This is a genomic window from Sphingoaurantiacus capsulatus (assembly GCF_042648405.1).
Taxonomy (GTDB): Bacteria; Pseudomonadota; Alphaproteobacteria; order Sphingomonadales; family Sphingomonadaceae; genus Sphingoaurantiacus; species Sphingoaurantiacus capsulatus.
Genome location: NZ_JBHRXV010000017.1, coordinates 1 through 15,984 on the forward strand (window position 1 = coordinate 1; position 15,984 = coordinate 15,984).

14 protein-coding genes and 1 tRNA gene are annotated in these 15,984 nt (G+C 69.3%); 6 read left to right on the top strand and 9 right to left on the bottom strand.

The genetic code is table 11. The annotated features are described in order from the left end of the window. Positions 1–55 precede the first annotated feature (55 nt). Positions 56–976, bottom strand: a complete 921-nt coding sequence (locus tag ACFOMD_RS18050) for a DMT family transporter (protein ID WP_380864126.1) — start codon at positions 974–976, stop codon at positions 56–58. A 39-nt stretch (positions 977–1,015) separates the two neighbouring features. Next, entirely contained in the window at positions 1,016–1,894 is an 879-nt protein-coding gene (locus tag ACFOMD_RS18055; protein ID WP_380864128.1) for a LysR substrate-binding domain-containing protein, read from the bottom strand. A 94-nt stretch (positions 1,895–1,988) separates the two neighbouring features. Between ACFOMD_RS18055 and ACFOMD_RS18060 the strand changes: the two genes are divergently transcribed. Further along, on the top strand, positions 1,989–3,347 hold the full coding sequence (locus ACFOMD_RS18060; protein WP_380864131.1) for an aspartate aminotransferase family protein: 1,359 nt from the start codon (positions 1,989–1,991) through the stop codon (positions 3,345–3,347). Between the two features lie 10 nt (positions 3,348–3,357). Here the strand turns inward: ACFOMD_RS18060 and ACFOMD_RS18065 are convergent, their stop codons facing one another. After that, positions 3,358–3,702, bottom strand: coding sequence for an iron chaperone (locus ACFOMD_RS18065; protein ID WP_380864133.1), 345 nt, complete (start codon positions 3,700–3,702; stop codon positions 3,358–3,360). A gap of 77 nt (positions 3,703–3,779) precedes the next feature. Further along, positions 3,780–3,856, bottom strand: a tRNA-Arg gene (locus ACFOMD_RS18070). An 87-nt stretch (positions 3,857–3,943) separates the two neighbouring features. On the opposite strand from ACFOMD_RS18070, the gene ACFOMD_RS18075 reads away from it, so the two are divergent. Further along, positions 3,944–4,501, top strand: coding sequence for a hypothetical protein (locus ACFOMD_RS18075; protein WP_380864135.1), 558 nt, complete (start codon positions 3,944–3,946; stop codon positions 4,499–4,501). A 209-nt stretch (positions 4,502–4,710) separates the two neighbouring features. On the opposite strand, the gene ACFOMD_RS18080 is transcribed toward ACFOMD_RS18075, so the two are convergent. Further along, a complete protein-coding gene (locus ACFOMD_RS18080) occupies positions 4,711–5,229 on the bottom strand; it encodes a thiamine phosphate synthase (protein WP_380864137.1) in 519 nt (172 codons plus the stop codon). Between the two features lie 22 nt (positions 5,230–5,251). Here ACFOMD_RS18080 and ACFOMD_RS18085 point away from each other — a divergent pair, with 22 nt between their 5' ends. Further along, a complete protein-coding gene (locus ACFOMD_RS18085; RefSeq protein ID WP_380864139.1) occupies positions 5,252–5,914 on the top strand; it encodes a YggS family pyridoxal phosphate-dependent enzyme in 663 nt (220 codons plus the stop codon). Continuing rightward, positions 5,911–6,582, top strand: a complete 672-nt coding sequence (locus tag ACFOMD_RS18090; protein WP_380864142.1) for an HAD family hydrolase — start codon at positions 5,911–5,913, stop codon at positions 6,580–6,582. The genes ACFOMD_RS18085 and ACFOMD_RS18090 overlap by 4 nt, the downstream gene beginning before the upstream one ends. A gap of 232 nt (positions 6,583–6,814) precedes the next feature. Here the strand turns inward: ACFOMD_RS18090 and ribA are convergent, their stop codons facing one another. From ribA to ACFOMD_RS18105, 3 genes are all read right to left on the bottom strand, one after another. Further along, positions 6,815–7,864: a GTP cyclohydrolase II gene (ribA, locus tag ACFOMD_RS18095; RefSeq protein ID WP_380864145.1), complete on the bottom strand. Its 1,050-nt coding sequence runs from the start codon at positions 7,862–7,864 to the stop codon at positions 6,815–6,817. Next, positions 7,861–8,655: an exodeoxyribonuclease III gene (xth, locus tag ACFOMD_RS18100; protein WP_380864147.1), complete on the bottom strand. Its 795-nt coding sequence runs from the start codon at positions 8,653–8,655 to the stop codon at positions 7,861–7,863. Before xth ends, ribA begins: the two co-directional genes overlap by 4 nt. A gap of 202 nt (positions 8,656–8,857) precedes the next feature. After that, the gene (locus ACFOMD_RS18105) at positions 8,858–9,475 is read right to left on the bottom strand and encodes a LolA family protein (protein ID WP_380864149.1); all 618 of its coding nucleotides are present in this window, start codon (positions 9,473–9,475) and stop codon (positions 8,858–8,860) included. Between the two features lie 191 nt (positions 9,476–9,666). Here ACFOMD_RS18105 and ACFOMD_RS18110 point away from each other — a divergent pair, with 191 nt between their 5' ends. Next, positions 9,667–11,832, top strand: a complete 2,166-nt coding sequence (locus ACFOMD_RS18110; RefSeq protein ID WP_380864152.1) for a putative bifunctional diguanylate cyclase/phosphodiesterase — start codon at positions 9,667–9,669, stop codon at positions 11,830–11,832. Between the two features lie 192 nt (positions 11,833–12,024). Here ACFOMD_RS18110 and ACFOMD_RS18115 read toward each other — a convergent pair whose 3' ends face one another. After that, entirely contained in the window at positions 12,025–14,364 is a 2,340-nt protein-coding gene (locus ACFOMD_RS18115) for an FtsK/SpoIIIE family DNA translocase (RefSeq protein ID WP_380864155.1), read from the bottom strand. A gap of 336 nt (positions 14,365–14,700) precedes the next feature. Here ACFOMD_RS18115 and ACFOMD_RS18120 point away from each other — a divergent pair, with 336 nt between their 5' ends. Next, positions 14,701–15,927: a UbiH/UbiF/VisC/COQ6 family ubiquinone biosynthesis hydroxylase gene (locus ACFOMD_RS18120; RefSeq protein WP_380864157.1), complete on the top strand. Its 1,227-nt coding sequence runs from the start codon at positions 14,701–14,703 to the stop codon at positions 15,925–15,927. The last annotated feature ends 57 nt before the right edge of the window (positions 15,928–15,984 follow it).

The window sequence follows — 15,984 nt, forward strand, 5'->3', positions numbered from 1 at the left end:
GTGCGCCAACTATCTCGCCAACTCAGGGTATGCTTCCGTGTAGCGTCATCCCGCTCTAGGCTTCGGGCCGCGGGCTTTCCGGCGCCGCCGATACCTGACGGCGCAACGCCCGCTCGCGGTGGACGATATAGAGGCCGCTGGCGACGATCACCGCCGCGCCCGCCCAGGTCGCCGCCGTCGGCGAGGTCTGCCAGATCAGCCAGCCGAGCAGCACCGCCCATAGCAGTTGCAGATAGTCGAACGGCGCCAGCACCGGCACCGGCGCCAGCCGCAGCGAGGCGGTGTTGACCAGCTGCGCCGCGCCGCCGGCGATGCCGACCCAGAGCAGCAGCCCCCAGGTTACCGCGTCATGCGCCTGGAAGAACCACGGCATGGTTAGGCCGGTGACGATGGTGCTGGCGATCGAGAACCAGAACACCGTCGCCGTCGCGCTCTCGGTACTGCCGAGCTGGCGCAGGGTGACCGTGACCGTCGCCACCGCCAAGGCCGCGACGATGCCGACCAGCGCCGCCACCGGCTCGATATGCGACCCGCCCGGCTGGACGACGATGACGACGCCGACCAGCCCGACCGCGATCGCCGTCCAGCGGTGACGCCCCACCGGCTCGGCGAGGAAGATCGCGGCGAGCGCCGTCGCAAAGAACGGCACCGAGAAGCTGATCACCGTCGCCTCGGCGAGCGGCAGCATGCGGATCGCCTGGAAGTTGAGCACCATGCCGGTCAGGCCGATGATGGCGCGGCTGACATGCGCCTTGGGGCGCACCACCTTCGTCCCCGCCCAGCCCGGCCCGACCAGCAGCCAGCCGAACACCAGCGGCAGCGAGAACAGGTTCCGGTAGAAGATGATCTCGACGACATGCGCGCCATGGTCGCTGGCGAGCTTTACCCCCGCTGCCATGATCGCGAAGGTTAGTCCCGCCGCCAGCCGCAGCCAGATGGCGCGACGATAGTCGGCGGGGGAAGCGGGCGGCGCCATCCCTCAGGCGTAGAGCGCATGCTGCGCTGCGGCAACCGCCTAAGCCGCTTGATCCGCTAACCAGCCGACAAAGGCTTCGGTCGCCTCGGACAGCGGCGCGCCGCTGCGGGTCAGCAGGTGGAACTGATTGCGGCACGGCACCCGCCGGCCGGACAGCGCCACCAGCTGCCCGCGCCGCAGCAGGCCATCGACCAGCGAGCTGTGCCCCATCATGAAGCCGCGGCCGTTGAGCGTCGCCTCGACCACCATCGAATAAAGCGAGAAGGTCTGCACGACCTGCCCCGTGACGCGCGGTTCGCCGGTCACCGCCAGCCAGTCGTCGAAATCCTGCGCCCAGTAGGTGTCGAGCATCAGCGGCGCGCCCGCCGGCAGGCCCCGATCGTCACGCGGGCCGGCGGCGAGCGACGGTGCCGCCACCGGCACCATCTCATCGACCAGCAGCGGGCGATGATCGCACCCCGAAAAGGGCGGCCGGCCGTAGCGGATGGCGATGTCGAAACCGGCGCTGCGCATGTCGATGACGGTCGCATCGGCCCAGATTTCGACCGAGGTGTTGGGGTGGCGCGCATGGAAATCGTCGAGCCGCGGCCCGAGCCAGAGCTGTGCCAGCGCCGGCAAGATGGTGACCCGCACCGTCCGCGCCCCCGCACCGGCGCTGATCTCGCGCGTCGCCGCCGCGAGCTGATCGACCGCCGGCGCGACCCGCTGCGCATAGCGGCGCCCGGCCTCGGTCAGGGTCACGCCCTGCGCGTGCCGTTGGAACAGCGGCACGTCGAGGAAGGCCTCCAGCGCCTTGATGCGCTGGCTGACCGCGCCCGCCGTCACGCCGAGCCGGTCGGCGGCGAGCGCGAAACTTTCGGTCGCCGCCGTCGCCGCGAACACGCGCAGCCAGTCGAGATTGGGCAGGTCGCGCTGCATCAGGAAATCTAGGCCTCGCACGCAGGATTAGTGGGTTGCGCATGCCGAAGCTTCGCGCGCCTTATCGCGCCATAATCAGGAGAATGTGCGTCCCATGGCAAGTCTCGATGCGATCCGTCCGTCCAGCCCCAGTCCGTCTGCGGGTGGCACGCTGTCGCCCAACGACCTGGCGCGCAACCTCATCCGCTACGGCGGCAGCTTCCTGCCCTGCCTGATCGAGCGTGCCGACGGCGCCTATGTCTACGATCAGACCGGGCGGGCACTGCTCGATTTCACCTCGGGCCAGATGAGCGCGATCCTCGGCCACAAGCACCCCGAGATCGTCGCGACGATGAAGGCGGCGGCCGACGAGCCGGTGCACCTGTTCTCGGGTTTCCTGTCAGAGCCGGTGGTGAAGCTCGCCGAGGTGCTCGCCGACCTGCTCGGGCCCAAGCTCAGCCGCTCCATCCTGCTGTCGACGGGTGCTGAATCGAACGAGGCGGCGCTGCGCCTCGCCAAGCTCTACACCGGCGGCCATGAGGTGATCGCCTTCGACCTCGCCTGGCACGGCATGACCGGCGCCGCCTTCCCGACCACTTTTTCCGCCAGCCGCCGCGGCTATGGCCCGCAGCTCCCCGGCGTGATGGCGCTGCCCACCCCTTATGTGTACCGCCGCCCCGACTGGGCTGGCGACGGCTTCGAGCTCGACATGCTCGACTATGCCTTCGGGCTCATCGACCGGCAGAGCATCGGCGCGCTCGCGGCGGTGATCGTCGAGCCGATCCTCAGTTCGGGCGGCCTCATCGAGCCGCCGCCGGGCTATCTCGCGCGGCTCCACGAAAAGTGCCGCGAGCGCGGCATGCTGTTGATCGTCGATGAGGCGCAGACCGGGCTCGGCCGCACCGGCGCGATGTTCGCCTCCGAGCATCACGGCATCACCCCCGACATCATCACGCTGTCGAAGACGCTCGGCGCCGGCCTGCCGCTGGCGGCAACGCTCACCTCGCCGGAGATCGAGGAACGCTGCCATGAGCGCGGTTTCCTCTTCTACACCACCCACGTGTCCGACCCCTTCCCGGCGCGCATCGGCCTGAAGGCGATCGAGATCATTTTGCGCGACCACCTGACCGCGCATGCCGCGAAGATGGGCGCACAGCTGAACGTGATGCTGCGCGAGCTGCAGGACCGCTTCGAGTGCGTCGGCGACGTGCGCGGGCGCGGACTGCTCGCCGGCGTCGAGTTCGTGCGCGATCCCGCGAGCAAGATGCCGGTACCCGCCTTCGGCGCTGCCGTGTCGCGCCGCTGCTTCGAGCTCGGCCTGTGCGTCAACATCGTCCAGCTGCCCGGCATGGGCGGGGTGATGCGCATGGCGCCGCCGCTCACCATCACGGCGCAAGAGCTGGCGCAGGGCGTCGACATCATCGGCGCGGCGATCGGCGACTGCCTCGCCGCCGGCCTTCTCGACCAGGGCTGAAGGGCCAGGGCTAGGCGAGCGCCTTTCGCGAGGCCGACGCGAGCTTTTCGACGAGATCGTCGGGGATCGGCTTTGCGGCCGAAAAGGTCACGCCGGTCTTGCTCGCCTTGAGGCCGGCGGCGGCGATATCCCCGGCATGCGCGGCGATCGCCGCGGGCGCGACATAGAGGCCGCATTGCTTGCTGAACGCCGCATAGCCGGCGACGATCGCCTTGCCGATGCGGAAGCCGGGCATATTGTATTCGATGACCTCATCGGCCTCGGGCAGCGCGGCGGCAAGTTGCGCGCGCAACCGCGCCAGCAGGGGGCGAAACGGCTCGGGGGCGGCGGCGATATAGGAGTCGTGATCGGCCATCGTCAGCCCGATAGCAGGGTTGAGCCCGGAAACAGAAAAGGGCTTAGCGACATATGCCGCTAAGCCCTTTGAAAATCTGGCGCGCCCGGAACGATTCGAACGTCCGACCCTCAGATTCGTAGTCTGATGCTCTATCCAGCTGAGCTACGGGCGCGTGGGAGCCGTCACATAGTGGGGGTCGGCCAAGAACGCAAGCCTGTCGCGCTTGCCGCCTGCCGGGGCGCCGACTAGGGTCCGCGCCATGATCCGCGTTGCTCCGCTGCTGCTGTCCGCCACCCTGCTTGCCGGCTGTGCCGCCACCGCCGACGGCGAATGGCCGAGCCTCGCACGGCGACCCGGCGAGATCGAGGCGGGGACTCGCGGGCCTGCGCCCGAGCCGGCGGCGCCTGCTGCCGTCGTGACGCCGCCCGAAGCGCCCGCTGACGACAGCGCGGTCAACGAGGCGGCGGCGCGCATCGCCGACATCTCGAAGGAGTTCACCGACGTCGAGGCGCGCTGGCAGAAACAGCGCGTCGAGACCGAGACCGCGCTCACCGGCGCCGAGCGCGCCGCGCCGAACACGCCGGCCTGGTCGAAGGCGCAGCTCGAGCTGACCCGCCTCGAACGGCTGGGCGCCACTATCGGCGAGCTGCGCGACCGCGCCAATGTCGTCGCCGGCGATCTGGCGCAAGCCTCGGCGCGCGGCAGCGACGTGAAGGCGCCGCTCGATTCGGCCGGCACGCTGATCGGCCGCATCGAGGCCGCGCGCGCGGCGCATCTGACCCTGTTCGAGAGCACGCAGCGCGCGCTGGCGCGATAAAAGGCCGGCGATTTTCGCGGTTAATCGTTCGTTTACCGGAACGATTCTAGAACCGGCCTTGCAGGACGACGGTCAGCGCGGAATTTCCCCAAGCTGTTCCTCACGCACCCAACCCCGCCGGCCTGCAGCGCCCTTTCGCGTGCCCCAAGTAGCGGAACGCGGCGCCGACGAGCCGGCCCCGTCCCATCCCCAAGCCGGGACGGGGCCGCTTATCCTTCCGACCAGAAGTCGATCGCGCCCCAACCGGCGGCCCCCAGCAGCCGCAGCCGCGCGCTATGATTCGGCGTGACGCCGCCCAGCGCAGCCACCGCGACCCCGCGTCCGCGCGCCATCAGCCCGAATCGCACCGGCCCGAGCGGCACGGCACCCGCGTGGGAGCGCGTCGCGAACAGCGGCGACAGGAAGGCGAGCGCCACGCCGGCGCGCCGCGCCGCGACCAGTTCGGCGATAGTGTGCGCCGATGCGGTCAGCGCTCCCGGAAAGCGGCCATGCGCGCCATCCGCCCGCCACGCCCGCGCCTGCCGCAGCGGCCCGGCGACGACGAACAACACTCCGCGCCGCCGGCACACGGCACGCATCCGCGCCGCCAGCGCCACGCGATCGGCGCTCCGATAGTGGCGGAAGATCACCCCGGCGCCGCGCGGCAGCCGGTCGAGCGCCGCCCACAGCGACTCGCCCTGCCGCTCATCGGTGAACAGCCAGATCTCGGGCAGGTGACGGGGGCGCATCGCCTCGCTTATAGCGGGCGCCATGAGTGATGCGAACGACGCCGCGACGCGGCTGGCCACCGTCCGGGATACCATCGCGCAGGCAGCGAAGCTCGCGGGGCGGAAAGCCAGCGAGATCGAGCTGATCGCGGTGTCGAAGACCGTCGACGAAGCGGCGATTCGCCCGCTGATCGCGGCGGGGCAGGCAAGCTTCGGCGAAAATCGGGTGCAGGAGGCGGCTGCCAAATGGCCGGCACTCCGCGACGCGAGCACGCGTCTCCATCTCGTCGGCCAGCTCCAGTCGAACAAGGCGGCCGAGGCCGTGGCGCTGTTCGACGTCATCCACAGCGTGGACCGCCCCTCGCTGGTCGAGGCGCTGGTCAAGGCGATCGGTGCGGTGAGCAAGGCGCCCGAGCTGTTCGTTCAGGTGAACATCGGCGCCGAGGACCAAAAGGGCGGCGTCGCCGTCGCAGAGCTGCCCGCGCTGCTCCGACAGGCGCGCGAGGCCGGCCTCGCCGTCACCGGCCTGATGTGCGTGCCCCCCGCCGACATCGAGGCGGCGCCCTTCTTCGCGCTCGCCGCCAAGCTCGCCCGCGACAACGGCCTCTCGAAACTCTCGATGGGCATGTCGGCCGACTATGAGACGGCGATCATGCTCGGCGCGACGCATGTCCGCGTCGGCACGGCGCTGTTCGGGGCGCGATGACCTACGATCTCGTCATCTTCGATTTCGACGGTGTCGTCGTCGACAGCGAGACGCTCGCCAATCAGGTGCTTGCCGACGAGCTGACCGCGCTCGGCTGCCCGACCTCGCTCGACGAGGCCTTCGACACCTACATGGGGTTCGGCTGGACCGACTGTTTGCTGAAGGTCGAGGCGCGCTGGGGCGCGGTGCCGGCCGAGCTGCGCCCGCGCGTCGATGCGATGATGACGGCGCGCCTGCCCGCCGAGTTGCGCCCCGTCACCGGCGTGGAAGCGTTTCTCGAAAGGCTGGGCACCCTGCCGCGCTGCATCGCCTCGTCGAGCCAGCCCGAATGGCTGAGCAGCCGCCTCGCGATGTTCGGCCTCGATCCGCATTTCGGCGACCGGCTGTTCAGCGCCGCGCTCCATGTGAAGCGCAGCAAGCCGCATCCCGACATCTACCTCCACGCCGCCGAGGCGATGGGGGTGGCGCCGTCACGCGCGCTGGTGATCGAGGATTCGCCGATCGGCGTGCGGGCGGGCGTCGCGGCGGGCATGACCGTGGTCGGCCTGCTCGCGGGCACGCATATTCGCGACGGCCACGCCGACCGCCTGCGCGACGCCGGGGCGCATCATCTCGCGACGAGCTTCGACGAGATCGCCGAGCTGATCGGCCTCCGCGAGACGGCATGACCGAGGCGCTGCTGCGTACCTCCTGGCAGCGCGCCGCGCCGAAGAAGCGGCTCGGGGCGCTCAACGACTGAGCCACGTCCCGCCGCGCATGCCCTTTATCGTCATACCGGCGAAAGCCGGTATCCAGACCCACGGTCGGACTGGATTCCGGCTTTCGCCGGAATGACGGATTCAGGGGAAGGCGAATCCGATCAGAACATGAGGCCCAACCTGCTCGTGAGCGAGGAGGGGCCTAAAGAATATGCCCCGTCCGCTCGCGCTTGGTCGCCAGATACTGCGCGTTGTGCGCGCCCTCGCCGGCATGGTGCGGCACGCGTTCGGTGACGGTCACGCCTTCCGCTTCGAGCCCGGCGACCTTCGCCGGGTTGTTGGTCATCAACCGCACCTGACCGACGCCCAGCAGCTCCAGCATTTTCGCCGCCAACCCGAAATCGCGCTCGTCGATCTCGAAGCCGAGGCGCAGATTGGCGTCGACGGTGTCGAAACCCTGGTCCTGCAGCGCATAGGCACGCAGCTTGTTGACGAGGCCGATGCCGCGCCCTTCCTGCTGCAGGTACAGCAGGATGCCGGCGCCTTCCTTGGCAATCGCCGCGAGCGCCGCGCGCATCTGCGGGCCGCAGTCGCATTTCAGCGAGCCGAGCACGTCGCCGGTAAGGCAGGCGGAATGGAGGCGGATCAGCACCGGGCTGCTTCGCCGCGGATCGCCGATGACGATCGCCAGATGCTCCGGCCCGCCGCCGCTGCCGCGAAAGGCGACGATCTCGCTGTTCTCGGCGGTGTCGAGCGGCAGCCGTGCGCGGGTGACCAGCCGCAGGTCGTTCGCCTCGCGATAAGCGTTCACGTCCGCCGGTTCGACCGCGAGCCAGTCGGCGCCGCGGGCACCCTCCATCAAATAGAGCGCCGGCAGCAGCCCGGCGAGCTTCGCCAGCCGGATCGCCGCGCTGGCCGCTTGCGTGATATCGCCGAGCGCCACCGTCTCGTACGGCCCCTTGAACGGCGTCGCGAGGTCGCGCACCGGGTCGGCGGCGGCAAGACTGGCCGCCGCATCCATCCAGTCGCTGCGCCTCACCCGCACCGGGCCGGCGGCGGCGGCGCGCTGGTTGACGATGTTGAGCAGCGCCGCACGCGGGTGGCTGAGCAGCAAGTCGGCGCGGGCCCCGTTCTCGAACATCGCAAGGCTGTCGGCATCGGCGAGTTCGACCGCCAGCACGCCGAGGCCGCCGACCGCCACCGGCCGGCCCCGCTTCAGTTCATCGACGGCGCGCGCGACCGCCAGGCTCACAGATCGAACTCGGCGATGATCGGGACGTGGTCGGACGGCCGCTCCCAGCTGCGAGCGCCCTCCGCCACCGCGAAGGAGGTGGCGGTGGCGGCGAGGTCCGGGCTCGCCCAGATATGATCGAGGCGGCGTCCGCGATCGGACGCGGCCCAGTCCTTCGCGCGGTAGCTCCACCAGGTGTAGAGCCGCGCCGGCGCTTCGATGAACTTGCGCCCCAGATCGACCCAGCCATGGCTGGCCATCAGCCGTTCCATCTTCTCGACCTCGATCGGCGTGTGGCTGACCACGTCGAGCAGCGCCTTGTGATTCCACACGTCGGACGGCAGCGGCGCGACGTTCATGTCGCCCACGATGATCGTCGGGTCACGAAGCTTCGCCGACCAGTCGGTCATCCGGTCGTAGTAAGCGAGCTTCTGCCCGAACTTCGGGTTGAGGATCGGATCGGGAATATCGCCGCCGGCGGGAACGTAAACATTCTCCAGCAGCACGCCGGTGTCGGCCAATCTTACACCGATATGGCGCGCCTCGCCGTTGTCCTGCCAATCGTGGCGGCGGTCCTCGACCAGCGGAATCCTCGAAATGACCGCGACGCCGTGGTGCATCCGCTGGCCGTTCAGATAGCGGTGGACGTAGCCCAGCCGCTCGAACATTTCGTGCGGGAAGTCGCCGTTGATGACCTTGGTTTCCTGAAGGCACAGCACGTCGGGCGCATGCTCGATGAGGAATCGTTCAACGATTCCAATACGGGCTCGTACCGAATTGATGTTCCAGGAGGCGATCTTCAGGCGGGCCATCGGCTGCCTCTAGCAAGCCGGATGCGAAGGGTCACGCTGACAAAATTTGACCCCCGCTCCGGGGGCACGGGAGCGGGGGTCGGATGCGCTCGTCACGCAATGGCGGAGTTTGTCCGGGCAACAGGGGGCAAATCCCGACTCGGGCCCCGCCACGTCTCCTAGATATAAACTGTCGGAGGATTTTACAAATCCGATGTGGCCATCAGCCGCGACCGCGCGGACGCGGACGCTGACGGGGGTCGCGATAGGTGAATGAATTTTTATCGACGGCGACGTTGAAGCGCGCGTTGGCCAGCTGAACCTGGGTGGTGTTGCCCTGCGCGTCGAGCACCCGCCACGCCGACAGCGAGAGGCCGCCCGGCGCCTGCTTGTCGGGCGAGAAATAGAGGGTGATCGTCCCGTACTCCGGGTGCTTCTTGTCCTTCGATTCGACGGTGACGAAGCCCGGCAGCCCGCCGTTGCCGGGGGGGAGGATGCGGCCGTACTTGGCGATGTCGGTCGCCGGATCGAGCAGCACCGCCAGCGGCGTGCCCTTGATCGGCCATTTCGACACCTGCGAGACCTCATAGTCGATCATCGACAGGCTTTTCCCGTCGGCGACGATCAGCATCGGCACCGACGGCTCGTACTGGAAACGCACCTTGCCGGGCCGCGCGAGGATCAGCTTGCCACGCGCGACCGCACCGGATGCCGAAGTCTGCGTGAAGTCGGCGGTCATCGTCTGCAGGCCGCGGAAATGCGCCGCGACCTCGGGCAGCGAGGCCTGCGCCGGCGCGGCGGCGGCAAGGGCGGCAACGACGCCGGCGATCAGGAAACGCATGAAGATCTCCGCTTGGATATAGTCGCGATGTAGGATGGCTGCGGTCGCTTGAACAGCGGGTGAACCCCGCCGGTTCCGCGCAACCCGAATCCGGCACTGGCCCGAAACTTGCTAAGCTATTGATGGGGCAGTTGTTGGGGATTGGAATGGCGCGCGCCGAAGCGCGACAGGAGCACTCTTGGCGTGCCGGCATGGCCGGGGCGATCGCCGCGTTTGCGTCCCGCACCCCCGCCAGCCTACGCCTCGCGTCTGCCACCGCCACCGGCATCCGCCAGCTCCACATGATGGTGGCGCTGATCGCGCCGCTGCTCATGCTGCTCAGCATCGCCTTCATGGCGCAGCAGCAGAATACCGATGCGCAGGGCCGCGAGCGCAGCCGCGCCGCCAGCCTGCTCGACTATGTGAAGCAGGAAGCGGCGCTGCTCGGGCGTGACAACGCCGAGTGGAACGACGCCTACCGCGCCGCCGTCATCGGCCACGACCTCCGCTGGATGGACGAGAACTGGGGCCCCGACGCCTTCGGCCTGCTCGATTATCATGACGCCTTCCTCGTCGATGCAGGCGGCAAGACGCTCTACGCCTCGGTGCTCGGCACCCGCTCGGCGCGCACCGCCCGCCAGCTGATCGGCGATCCGCTCACCCTGCTGCTCGACCGCGCGCACAAGACCGGCGCCGCTACCGGCTATTGCCGCTACGACGGCGGCGTCGCGGTGATCAGCGTCGATCGTGTCCGCCCGATCGATCCGGCGCTGCGTATGGCCGGCGCCCCCGACCGTCTGCTCGTCACCGTGAAGCGGCTCGACGCCGGCGTGCTGAGCGCGCTCGAAATGCCGTCAGGCTTCGCCAGACTGCGCGTCGTGCTCGACGATCCCGGCGAGACCTCGGCGGCGTTCGTCGGCGTCGACGGCAAACCTTTCGCCTGGCTGGCGTGGAACGGCCGCTCGCCGGGTCTCGCCTCGGCGCTCGCCGTGCTTCCCGTCGCGGTGCTGCTGTTCATCCTGCTCGCCTACGCCGGCCTCGTCGGCGCGCGCACCGCCAAGCGGTGGGCGGAACAGGTGATCGCCAACGAAGCAGCCGCGCGCAGCCTGGCCGAGCTCGACCCGCTGACCGAGCTGCCCAACCGCCGCGCCTTCGTCGAGCGGCTGCAGGCCGAGCTGGCGCGCAGCCCCGACATGGCGGTGGTCTACATCGACCTCGACGGCTTCAAGGCGATCAACGACGCCTTCGGCCATCTGACCGGCGACATGCTGCTCGCCGCCGCCGCCGAGCGCATCGCGCTGGTCTCCGCCAACGACCCCGGCGGCCGGCTGGCGCGGCTGGGCGGCGACGAGTTCGCCATCGCGCTCGCCGGCGCCGACGCGCTGCCGCGCGCCCAACGCGTCGCGATCGGCATCCTCAACGCGTTTGCGCATCCGGTCGAACATGGCGGCCGGCAGGTCTATCTCGGCTGCAGCCTCGGCATCGCGCCCGCCGAGCCCGGCATCGCCGCGATCGAGCTGATCCGCCACGCCGATGTGGCGATGTATGCCGCGAAGGCCGGCGGCAAGCGCCAGTGGCGCGGCTATGAGCCGGCGATGGATGCCGGCCGCGACACCCGCCACCAGATCGCCGTCGAGCTGCGCGCTGCGCTGCAGCAGGACGCGATCGACGTCTGCTTCCAGCCGATCGTCGACGCGCGCAGCGAGCATATCGTCGCCGCCGAGGCGCTGGCGCGCTGGACCAGCCCGACACGCGGTATGGTCGATCCCGCGCTGTTCATCTCGGTCGCCGAGGAAGCAGGGCTGATCTCCGAGCTGACCCGGCAGGTGATGCGCAAGGCGGCCCGCGCCGCTGCCAAATGGGACATTTCGATCGCGGTCAATTTGTCCGCCGCGGAGGCCTGGGACGCGCGCTTCGCCGATTCGCTGCTCGCCATCCTCGCCGACAGCGGCCTGCCGGCCAACCGGCTCGAGCTGGAGATCACCGAAGGCTTCCTGCTGCGCGACGCCGACAATGCCCGTGAAATCCTGTCTGAGCTGCGCGCGCTCGGCGTGAAGGTGGCGCTCGACGATTTCGGCACCGGCTTCGCGAGCCTCACCTACCTCCGCAAGCTGCCGCTCGACCGGCTGAAGCTCACCCGCGAATTCCTCGGCGAGATCGTCGGCGAGGACAACAGCCGGTCGCTCGCCGCTGCCATCGTCCAGCTCGGCGACTCGCTGGGCCTGCCGGTTACCGCCGAGGGCGTCGAGACCGCCGAACAGGCGGCGCTGCTCCGCGACGCCGGCTGCACCCGCCTGCAGGGCTGGTATTATGGCAAACCCGTCGCAGCGGCGCACCTGACGCGCCGATTGAAGCAGAACGTGGCACCGGCAGTCTGAGCCGCCGAGGCCTTGCCGTCGAATTCGAAATCGCTGCCATTAATCCACCTATCGTCACCCCCGCGAAGGCGGGGGTCCATAACCCGAAGCGTCGGCGGTAATGGATCCCCGCCTGCGCGGGGATGACGATGGAAATGGCGCGGTGGTCGAATTGGCCGCTTCTCGCCCGCTCGCGGGAGAGGGACGAGTCGGTCAGTTCACCCGCGTCCCGTCGGGATCGACCAGCACCTCGCGACGGCCGACATGGTCCGCTTGGCCGACATAGCCGTCCTTCTCCATCCGCTCGATGAGCCGCGCCGCGCCGTTGTAGCCGATGCGCAGCTGACGCTGGATGTAGCTGGTCGAGGCCTTCTGGCTTTCGGCGACCACCTGGATGGCGCGGCGGTAGAGATCGCCCTCCTCGTCGTCGCCGTCGGTGTCGAAACCGAAGCTGCCGCCCTCGGCGGGCTCCTCGGTGACCGCCTGGACATAGTCGGGGTGGCCCTGGTCCTTCCAGTGCGCGGCGACGCCCTCGACCTCCTCGTCGGACACGAACGGGCCGTGGACGCGGATGATCTGCTTGCCGCCGGGCATGTAGAGCATGTCGCCCTTGCCGAGCAGCTGCTCGGCGCCCTGCTCGCCGAGGATGGTGCGGCTGTCGATCTTCGAGGTCACCTGGAAGCTGATCCGCGTCGGCAAATTGGCCTTGATGACGCCGGTGATGACGTCGACCGACGGACGCTGCGTCGCCATGATCAGGTGGATGCCGGCGGCACGCGCCTTCTGCGCGAGGCGCTGGATCAGGAACTCGACTTCCTTGCCCGCCGTCATCATCAGGTCGGCAAGCTCGTCGACCACTACCACCACCAGCGGCAGCGGCTCGAACTCCAGGGTCTCGGTCTCGTAGATCGGCTGGCCGGTTTCCGGGTCGTAGCCGGTGTGGACCTTGCGGGTGAACGGCTGGTTCTTCGCCGCCGCCTCGCGCACCTTCTGGTTGAAGCCGGCGAGCGAGCGCACGTTGATGCTCGCCATCATCCGGTAGCGGTCCTCCATCTGCTCGACCGCCCATTTGAGCGCCCGGATCGCCTTCTGGGGCTCGGTGACCACCGGCGACAGCAGATGCGGGATGCCGTCGTAGACCGACAGCTCGAGCATCTTCGGGTCGATCATGATCATCCGGCACTGCTCGGGCGTCAGCCGATAGAGCAGCGACAGGATCATGGCATTGAGGCCCACCGACTTGCCCGAGCCGGTGGTGCCGGCGATCAGCAGGTGCGGCATCGGCGCCAGATCGGCGATCACCGGATCGCCGGCGATGTTCTTGCCGAGCACCAGCGGCAGCGCCGCGCTGCGGTCCTCGAACGCCACCGACGACAGCAGTTCCGACAGCGATACCATCTCGCGCCGCGCGTTGGGCAGCTCGATGCCGATGACGTTGCGGCCCGGCACCACCGCGACGCGCGCCGAGATCGCGCTCATCGACCGCGCGATGTCGTCGGCGAGGCCGATGACGCGGCTGGCCTTGATGCCCGGTGCCGGTTCCAGCTCGTACATGGTGACGACGGGGCCGGGACGGACCTCGACGATCTCGCCCTTCACCCCGAAATCCTCGAGCACCGATTCAAGAAGCCGCGCATTCTGCTCGAGCGCGGCGGCATCGACCTTCTGGCCCGATGACTTCGGCGGCTCCTTCAGCAGGTTCAACGCGGGCAGCTTGTAGGTGTCGCCGAGGTCGAGCGACGACTGCCGCTCCTTCGCCACGCGCTTCGACGGCGCCGGCGCGGCGGTGCGGCCGAGAATGCGCGCGCGCGGCGCGGCGGGGCTTTCGTCGGCATCGTCGATGACCGGCGCGCGGACGCGCGGGCGGGCCGGGGCGACCTCGCCGGCCTCCTCCGCGTCGTCCTCGTCGTCATAATCTTCGTCGTCATAGCCGTCGGGTTCGCCGCGTACGCGGCCGAACAGCTCGCGCCAGTCCTCGCGGTCGACGCCGAGCCCCCAGACAAACAGCGACAGCGACGCGATCCCCAGCAGCAGCGCCGGCACGATGGCGACGGCGAGCGACGGCACCGACGGCGGCAGCAGCGCCATCACCCCGCCGAGCGCACCCTGGCCGATGAAGCCGACCGCGCCGCCGAGGCCCGCCGGCAGCCAGCTGGCGCCGAGCCCGGTCGCACCGAGCGCCACCGCGGCGACCAGCGCGCCGAGGATCGTCGCGATGACATAGCGCCGCCAGCGGTCGAGCGGCTGGCCGCGCGCGATGCGCACGCCGATCGCCGCGACCAGCGGAATAAGCAGCACCGCGCCGAGGCCGAGCGCCTGGAGCAGCAGGTCGGCGAAGCCCGCGCCGAAGCCGCCGAGCCAGTTGGCCGGCACGCGCGAGGTCGCATGGTTCAGCGAGGGGTCGGCAGGATCATAGGTCGCCAGCGCCAGCGCGAGGCCGATCGCCAGCAGCACGAACGCGCCGCCGGCGGCCACCACACCCGCCGTGCGCATCGCCGCCACCCACGCCTCGGGTATCAACGACGATCGCCGGATCGCCTGCCCCTTCGCCATATATCCCCCGTGTTCCCCGAGCCGCGGATTCTGGCGTCAAGCTTGGTTAACGGTCAAGCATGTCGGTGGGCTCGCCGGAAAAATCGGCCGGGAGTGTGACTCCCGGCCGACAGTTGTGGCCGATTAGGCCCCTGAGCGAGCAATGGACGCAAAAGGCATCCGGGGACTTCCTTTTCAGGAAGCGTGCCAACTGCCCTTCATAGGGGAGAAGGGCAAAAATCGCCCTGTGGCGCCTGATTCATGCACACAAAATAGGCACATATATTATGCCGCTTATTTCCTAGGCATCGTCGCGTCGCCCTTGGGCTTTGCCGCGCGGGGGCGTAGGAAGCGGCAATGAACAGCGACGTGATCATCATCGGCGGGGGCCTCGTCGGCATGACGCTGGCCTTGGCGCTCGACAAGCATGGCCTGTCGAGCGTGGTCGTCGACAGCGCCGACCTGTCGACCACCCTCGCCCCCGGCTTCGACGGCCGCGCCTCGGCGATCGCCAGCGCCTCGGCGCGGATGTTCAAGGCGATCGGCCTGTGGGATTTGGTCGATGGTCAGGCCTGCGCCATCGACGAGATCCGCGTCACCGACGGCCTGTCGCCGCTGCACCTGCATTTCGACGCGCGCGACGCCGACCTCGGCCCGCTCGGCTACATGGTCGAGAACCGCCTGTTGCGCGCCGCGCTGATCGAGGCGGCGGCAAAGGCGGCCCACATCAAGGTCCGCGCCCCGGCGCGCTATCAGAGCGTCGAGCGCACCGCGACCGGCGCCACGGTGACGCTCCACGACGGCACCATCCTGAAGGCGCCGCTGGTCATCGCCGCCGACGGCCGCCGCTCGGCACTGCGCGAGGCGGCGGGCATCCGCGCCTCTGCGTGGCGCTATGGCCAGACCGCGATCGTCACGATGATCGAGCATGAGCAGTCGCACGGCAACGTCGCCTTCGAGCTGTTCTATCCGACCGGCCCCTTCGCCATTCTGCCGATGCGCGCCACCGGCGACGCGGCGCCCGGCACCCGCTCGGCGATCGTCTGGTCGGTGGAGAATGAGGATGCGCCGGCGATGCTGGCGCTGCCCGAGCGAGCGCTGGCCGCCGAAGTGGCAAAGCGCATGGGCGGCTTCCTCGGCGACGTGAAGCTGATCGCCCCGGCGTCCTCCTACCCCTTGGGCTTCCACCATGCAGAGCGCTACACCGACACCCGCCTCGCGCTGATCGGCGACGCCGCGCACGGCATCCACCCGATCGCCGGCCAGGGCTTCAACATGGGGCTGCGCGACGTCGCGGCACTCGCCGAAGTGCTGGTTGATGGCGCCCGCCTCGGCCTCGACCTCGGCGACGCGCAGCTGCTCGCCCGCTACGAAGGCTGGCGCCGCTTCGACAATATGATGGTGGCGAGCGTGACGGACGCCTTGAACCGCCTGTTCGCCGTGAAGGGCCGCCCCGCCGCCGCCGTCCGCCGCCTCGGCCTCGCCGCCGTCGAACGCATCCCGCCGCTGAAACGCTTCTTCATGGCGGAGGCGCGCGGCGAGACCGGCGATTTGCCCAAGCTGCTGCAGGGATTGACCGTCTAGGATCAGGACTCATTGATTGAGCCAGAAGATGAAGGCGGCGGCGAAGGCGATTGCTGA

Coding starts and splice junctions, on each gene's coding strand:
- ACFOMD_RS18055 (WP_380864128.1), bottom strand. CDS start 1,894: ATGCAGCGCGACCTGCCCAATCTCGACTGGCTGCGCGTGTTCGCGGCG.
- ACFOMD_RS18090 (WP_380864142.1), top strand. CDS start 5,911: ATGACCTACGATCTCGTCATCTTCGATTTCGACGGTGTCGTCGTCGAC.
- ACFOMD_RS18060 (WP_380864131.1), top strand. CDS start 1,989: ATGGCAAGTCTCGATGCGATCCGTCCGTCCAGCCCCAGTCCGTCTGCG.
- ACFOMD_RS18065 (WP_380864133.1), bottom strand. CDS start 3,702: ATGGCCGATCACGACTCCTATATCGCCGCCGCCCCCGAGCCGTTTCGC.
- xth (WP_380864147.1), bottom strand. CDS start 8,655: ATGGCCCGCCTGAAGATCGCCTCCTGGAACATCAATTCGGTACGAGCC.
- ACFOMD_RS18050 (WP_380864126.1), bottom strand. CDS start 976: ATGGCGCCGCCCGCTTCCCCCGCCGACTATCGTCGCGCCATCTGGCTG.
- ACFOMD_RS18110 (WP_380864152.1), top strand. CDS start 9,667: ATGGCCGGGGCGATCGCCGCGTTTGCGTCCCGCACCCCCGCCAGCCTA.
- ACFOMD_RS18115 (WP_380864155.1), bottom strand. CDS start 14,364: ATGGCGAAGGGGCAGGCGATCCGGCGATCGTCGTTGATACCCGAGGCG.
- ACFOMD_RS18105 (WP_380864149.1), bottom strand. CDS start 9,475: ATGCGTTTCCTGATCGCCGGCGTCGTTGCCGCCCTTGCCGCCGCCGCG.
- ACFOMD_RS18085 (WP_380864139.1), top strand. CDS start 5,252: ATGAGTGATGCGAACGACGCCGCGACGCGGCTGGCCACCGTCCGGGAT.
- ACFOMD_RS18120 (WP_380864157.1), top strand. CDS start 14,701: ATGAACAGCGACGTGATCATCATCGGCGGGGGCCTCGTCGGCATGACG.
- ACFOMD_RS18075 (WP_380864135.1), top strand. CDS start 3,944: ATGATCCGCGTTGCTCCGCTGCTGCTGTCCGCCACCCTGCTTGCCGGC.
- ACFOMD_RS18080 (WP_380864137.1), bottom strand. CDS start 5,229: ATGCGCCCCCGTCACCTGCCCGAGATCTGGCTGTTCACCGATGAGCGG.